Consider the following 5,584-nt stretch of genomic DNA (forward strand, 5'->3'; position numbering starts at 1 on the left):
TGCTTCTTAGTAAAGCTTTGCTTTACGCTAAAGAAGGTTAATATGGAGAGTTTGATCCTGGCTCAGAGTGAACGCTGGCGGCGTGCCTAATACATGCAAGTCGAACGGACAAGTAAGAGCTTGCTCTTATGAGTTAGTGGCGCACGGGTGAGTAATGTATAGCTAATCTGCCCTACACTAGAGGACAACAGTTGGAAACGACTGCTAATACTCTATACTCCTGTTTTACATAAGTTAGATAGGGAAAGTTTTTCGGTGTAGGATGAGGCTATATTGTATCAGCTAGTTGGTGAGGTAATGGCTCACCAAGGCTATGACGCATAACTGGTCTGAGAGGATGATCAGTCACACTGGAACTGAGACACGGTCCAGACTCCTACGGGAGGCAGCAGTAGGGAATATTGCTCAATGGGGGAAACCCTGAAGCAGCAACGCCGCGTGGAGGATGACACTTTTCGGAGCGTAAACTCCTTTTGTTAGGGAAGAACAATGACGGTACCTAACGAATAAGCACCGGCTAACTCCGTGCCAGCAGCCGCGGTAATACGGAGGGTGCAAGCGTTACTCGGAATCACTGGGCGTAAAGGACGCGTAGGCGGATTATCAAGTCTCTTGTGAAATCCTATGGCTTAACCATAGAACTGCTTGGGAAACTGATAATCTAGAGTGAGGGAGAGGCAGATGGAATTGGTGGTGTAGGGGTAAAATCCGTAGAGATCACCAGGAATACCCATTGCGAAGGCGATCTGCTGGAACTCAACTGACGCTAATGCGTGAAAGCGTGGGGAGCAAACAGGATTAGATACCCTGGTAGTCCACGCCCTAAACGATGTATACTAGTTGTTGCTAAGCTAGTCTTGGCAGTAATGCACCTAACGGATTAAGTATACCGCCTGGGGAGTACGGTCGCAAGATTAAAACTCAAAGGAATAGACGGGGACCCGCACAAGCGGTGGAGCATGTGGTTTAATTCGAAGATACGCGAAGAACCTTACCCGGACTTGATATCTAACAAATCATCCAGAGATGGAAGAGTGTCTGCTTGCAGAAATGTTAAGACAGGTGCTGCACGGCTGTCGTCAGCTCGTGTCGTGAGATGTTGGGTTAAGTCCCGCAACGAGCGCAACCCACGTCATTAGTTGCTAACAGTTCGGCTGAGCACTCTAATGAGACTGCCTTCGTAAGGAGGAGGAAGGTGTGGACGACGTCAAGTCATCATGGCCCTTATGTCCGGGGCGACACACGTGCTACAATGGCATATACAATGAGAAGCAATATCGCGAGATGGAGCAAATCTATAAAATATGTCCCAGTTCGGATTGGAGTCTGCAACTCGACTCCATGAAGCCGGAATCGCTAGTAATCGTAGATCAGCCATGCTACGGTGAATACGTTCCCGGGTCTTGTACTCACCGCCCGTCACACCATGGGAGTTGATTTCACTCGAAGCCGGAATACTAAATTAGTTACCGTCCACAGTGGAATCAGCGACTGGGGTGAAGTCGTAACAAGGTAACCGTAGGAGAACCTGCGGTTGGATCACCTCCTTTCTAGAGTACATATAGATATTCTCTCACAAGATATCTATAAGAAAGATATTCTCAATCATCCTTGTTTAGTTTTGAAAGATTGATAGACCTATAGGGGCCTATAGCTCAGCTGGTTAGAGTGCACCCCTGATAAGGGTGAGGTCACAAGTTCAAGTCTTGTTAGGCCCACCAGAGAATTTAATTGGGGAATTAGCTCAGCTGGGAGAGCGCCTGCTTTGCACGCAGGAGGTCAGCGGTTCGATCCCGCTATTCTCCACCATAAAATAGTTTAACAGTAAAAGTCTATATTAAGTGTTTTTAGAAACATTTACTTTAGACTTTTAAGCGTCTTAATCTTTATTGATTACGAAGTTGCCGAAAGCAACTTTGTGCTTTAGGGGTTTCCAAAGGGTGTAACTCTTTGGTCGTAAAGGCTAGCTTGCTAGTCTGCGAAGTCTAAATGTTCTTTTAATTAATATTGTTAATAGTCACAAGCAAGTTTTAAAAACAATTTTACAGGACTTGTTAAAGATTTAAATTTCTATTCTCTTTGCATTTAATGCAAAAGTTTGATATCACAATCTATTTAGGATTTAAAACTTATCTAAATAGTAGTCAATGCTTTCCGTCTTGAGAGTTAGAATTTAAATGTAGTAACATAAAGTTATCTTTAACAAGGAAGTGATGCGAATTAGAATAATCTAATATAGAAAAGGTAAGCTACAAAGAGCAAGTGGTGGATGCCTTGGCTAGTAGAGGCGATGAAAGACGTGCCAGGCTGCGATAAGTCTCGGGGAGCCGTCAAGGGGCTTTGATCCGGGAATTTCTGAATGGGGCAACCCAACTAATAGAGATATTAGTTACCGTATAACGGAGCGAACGAGGGGAATTGAAACATCTTAGTACCCTCAGGAAAAGAAATCAAAAGAGATTACGCTAGTAGCGGCGAGCGAACGCGTAAGAGGGCAAACCACTAGTTTACTAGTGGGGTTGTAGGACTGCAATATAGACTAAACTTAGCTAATAGAACAACCTGGAAAGGTTAGGCACAGAGGGTGATACCCCCGTATATGAAAGCTTTGTTTTACTTAGCAGTATCCTGAGTAGGGCGGAACACGTGATATTCTGTCTGAAGCTGGGTAGACCACTATCCAACCCTAAATACTACTACTAGACCGATAGTGCACAAGTACCGTGAGGGAAAGGTGAAAAGAACTGAGGTGATCAGAGTGAAATAGAACCTGAAACCATTTGCTTACAATCATTCAGAGCCCTATGATTTATCAGGGTGATGGACTGCCTTTTGCATAATGAGCCTGCGAGTTGTGATGTCTGGCGAGGTTAAGGAAACCCGGAGCCGTAGCGAAAGCGAGTCTTAATAGGGCGTTTAGTCAGACGTTGCAGACCCGAAACGATGTGATCTATCCATGAGCAGGTTGAAACCGGTGTAAGAGCCGGTGGAGGACCGAACCCGCTAGCGTTGAAAAGCTATGGGATGACTTGTGGATAGGGGTGAAAGGCCAATCAAACATCGTGATAGCTGGTTCTCTCCGAAATATATTTAGGTATAGCGTCATGTAGTAACACTAGGGGGTAGAGCACTGAATGGGCTAGGGCATACACCAATGTACCAAACCCTATCAAACTCCGAATACCTAGTGCGTAATCATGGCAGTCAGGCGGCGAGTGATAAAATCCGTCGTCGAGAGGGGAACAACCCAGACTAACAGCTAAGGTCCCTAAATCTCATTTAAGTGGAAAACGATGTGGAGTTACTTAAACAACCAGGAGGTTGGCTTAGAAGCAGCCATCCTTTAAAGAAAGCGTAATAGCTCACTGGTCTAGTGATTCTGCGCGGAAAATATAACGGGGCTAAAATGAGTACCGAAGCTTTAGACTTAGTTTTACTAAGTGGTAGGAGAGCGTTGTATTTGCGTTGAAGGTATACCGGTAAGGAGTGCTGGAGCGAATACAAGTGAGCATGCAGGCATGAGTAGCGATAATTGGGGTGAGAATCCCCAACGCCGTAAACCCAAGGTTTCCTACGCGATGCTCGTCATCGTAGGGTTAGCCGGGTCCTAAGCAAAGTCCGAAAGGGGGTATGCGATGGAAAATTGGTTAATATTCCAATGCCAACTATAATGTGCGATGGAAGGACGCTTAGAGTTAGAGGAGCCAGCGGATGGTAGTGCTGGTCGAAAGGTGCAGGTTGGAGTTCAGGCAAATCCGAACTCCTTTAAGCCGAGGCCTTACAGGTGCGTGAAGTTCTTCGGAATGAATCGTAAATCCTTGATACTGTCGAGCCAAGAAAAGTTTCTAAGTTTAGTTATAGTTGCCCGTACCGTAAACCGACACAGGTGGGTGGGATGAGTATTCTAAGGCGCGTGGAAGAACTCTCTTCAAGGAACTCTGCAAAATAGCACCGTATCTTCGGTATAAGGTGTGCCTAACTTTGTGAAGGATTTACTCCGTAAGCATTGAAGGTTACAACAAAGAGTCCCTCCCGACTGTTTACCAAAAACACAGCACTCTGCTAACTCGTAAGAGGATGTATAGGGTGTGACGCCTGCCCGGTGCTCGAAGGTTAATTGATGACGTTAGCTCTGCGAAGCGTTTGATCGAAGCCCGAGTAAACGGCGGCCGTAACTATAACGGTCCTAAGGTAGCGAAATTCCTTGTCGATTAAATATCGACCTGCATGAATGGCGTAACGAGATGGGAGCTGTCTCGAAGAGGGATCCAGTGAAATTGTAGTGGAGGTGAAAATTCCTCCTACCCGCGGCAAGACGGAAAGACCCCGTGGACCTTTACTACAGCTTGACACTGCTATTGGGATAAAAATGTGCAGGATAGGCGGGAGGCTTTGATCCATAGACGCCAGTTTATGGTGAGCCATTGTTGAGATACCGCTCTTTTTTATTCTGATAGCTAACTAGCTTGAGTTATCCTCAAGTAGGACAATGTCTGGTGGGTAGTTTGACTGGGGCGGTCGCCTCCCAAAATGTAACGGAGGCTTACAAAGGTTGGCTCAGAACGGTTGGAAATCGTTCGTAGAGTATAAAGGCATAAGCCAGCTTAACTGCGAGACATACACGTCAAGCAGAGACGAAAGTCGGTCTTAGTGATCCGGTGGTTCTGTGTGGAAGGGCCATCGCTCAAAGGATAAAAGGTACCCCGGGGATAACAGGCTGATCTCCCCCAAGAGCTCACATCGACGGGGAGGTTTGGCACCTCGATGTCGGCTCATCGCATCCTGGGGCTGGAGCAGGTCCCAAGGGTATGGCTGTTCGCCATTTAAAGCGGTACGCGAGCTGGGTTCAGAACGTCGTGAGACAGTTCGGTCCCTATCTGCCGTGGGCGCAAGAAGATTGAGGAGAGTTGACCCTAGTACGAGAGGACCGGGTCGAACCAACCACTGGTGTACGAGTTGTCCTGCCAAGGGCACCGCTCGGTAGCTATGTTGGGATGTGATAACTGCTGAAAGCATCTAAGCAGGAAGCCAACTCCAAGATGAATCTTCTTTTAAGAGCTCATATAGACTATGTGTTTGATAGGCTGGGTGTGTAATGGATGAAAGTCCTTTAGCTGACCAGTACTAATAGCTCGTCTGCTTATCTTTTAATAAGCATCACTTCCTTGTTAAGGATAAAAACTTAATAAGATATGTTTTTATAAAACTTTGTTTATGACTTTTAACTTTATCTAGTAGTGTTAAATAAGAGATTTAGCTAATATATCTTTTATTTAACACTGCCCGTGACTATACAGACGAGGAAACGCCTTGCTCCATCTCGAACCAAGAAGCTAAGCTCGTCCTGGCTGATGATACTCTCCCTTACTGGGATGTTGGAAAAGTAGGTCGTTGCGGGCTTTGTTGTTTGTCTGCTTTAATTCTTATATTATTAATCTTGGTTTTTTATTATTGTTACTTCTTGTTTAAGTATAAAATATTAAAATTTTTATTTTTATTTTTAGATTAGGTTTTATTGATTAAATGTAGTAAATTTTTTATATTTGTTTTTATGTTATTGGGTTTATTTGTCTTTTTAAATTTA

At 44.9% G+C, this 5,584-nt stretch carries 2 tRNA genes and 3 rRNA genes; all 5 read left to right on the plus strand.

From position 1 onward, the window contains the following. Window positions 1-39 precede the first annotated feature (39 nt). Window positions 40-1,550 (plus strand): 16S ribosomal RNA (locus UNSWCS_RS11365). Window positions 1,551-1,644: 94 nt separating this feature from the next. Next, a tRNA-Ile gene (locus UNSWCS_RS11370) sits at window positions 1,645-1,721 on the plus strand. Between the two features lie 12 nt (window positions 1,722-1,733). Then, a tRNA-Ala gene (locus UNSWCS_RS11375) sits at window positions 1,734-1,809 on the plus strand. 433 nt (window positions 1,810-2,242) lie between these two features. Then, window positions 2,243-5,148: ribosomal RNA gene (locus UNSWCS_RS11380) — 23S ribosomal RNA — on the plus strand. Window positions 5,149-5,281: 133 nt separating this feature from the next. Next, window positions 5,282-5,400: ribosomal RNA gene (gene rrf / locus UNSWCS_RS11385) — 5S ribosomal RNA — on the plus strand. Together the 16S, 23S and 5S rRNA genes with 2 tRNA genes alongside form the textbook arrangement of a ribosomal RNA operon. Window positions 5,401-5,584 lie beyond the last annotated feature (184 nt).

The sequence above is a fragment of the Campylobacter concisus UNSWCS genome (assembly GCF_000466685.1).
GTDB classification, from domain to species: Bacteria; Campylobacterota; Campylobacteria; order Campylobacterales; family Campylobacteraceae; genus Campylobacter_A; species Campylobacter_A concisus_A.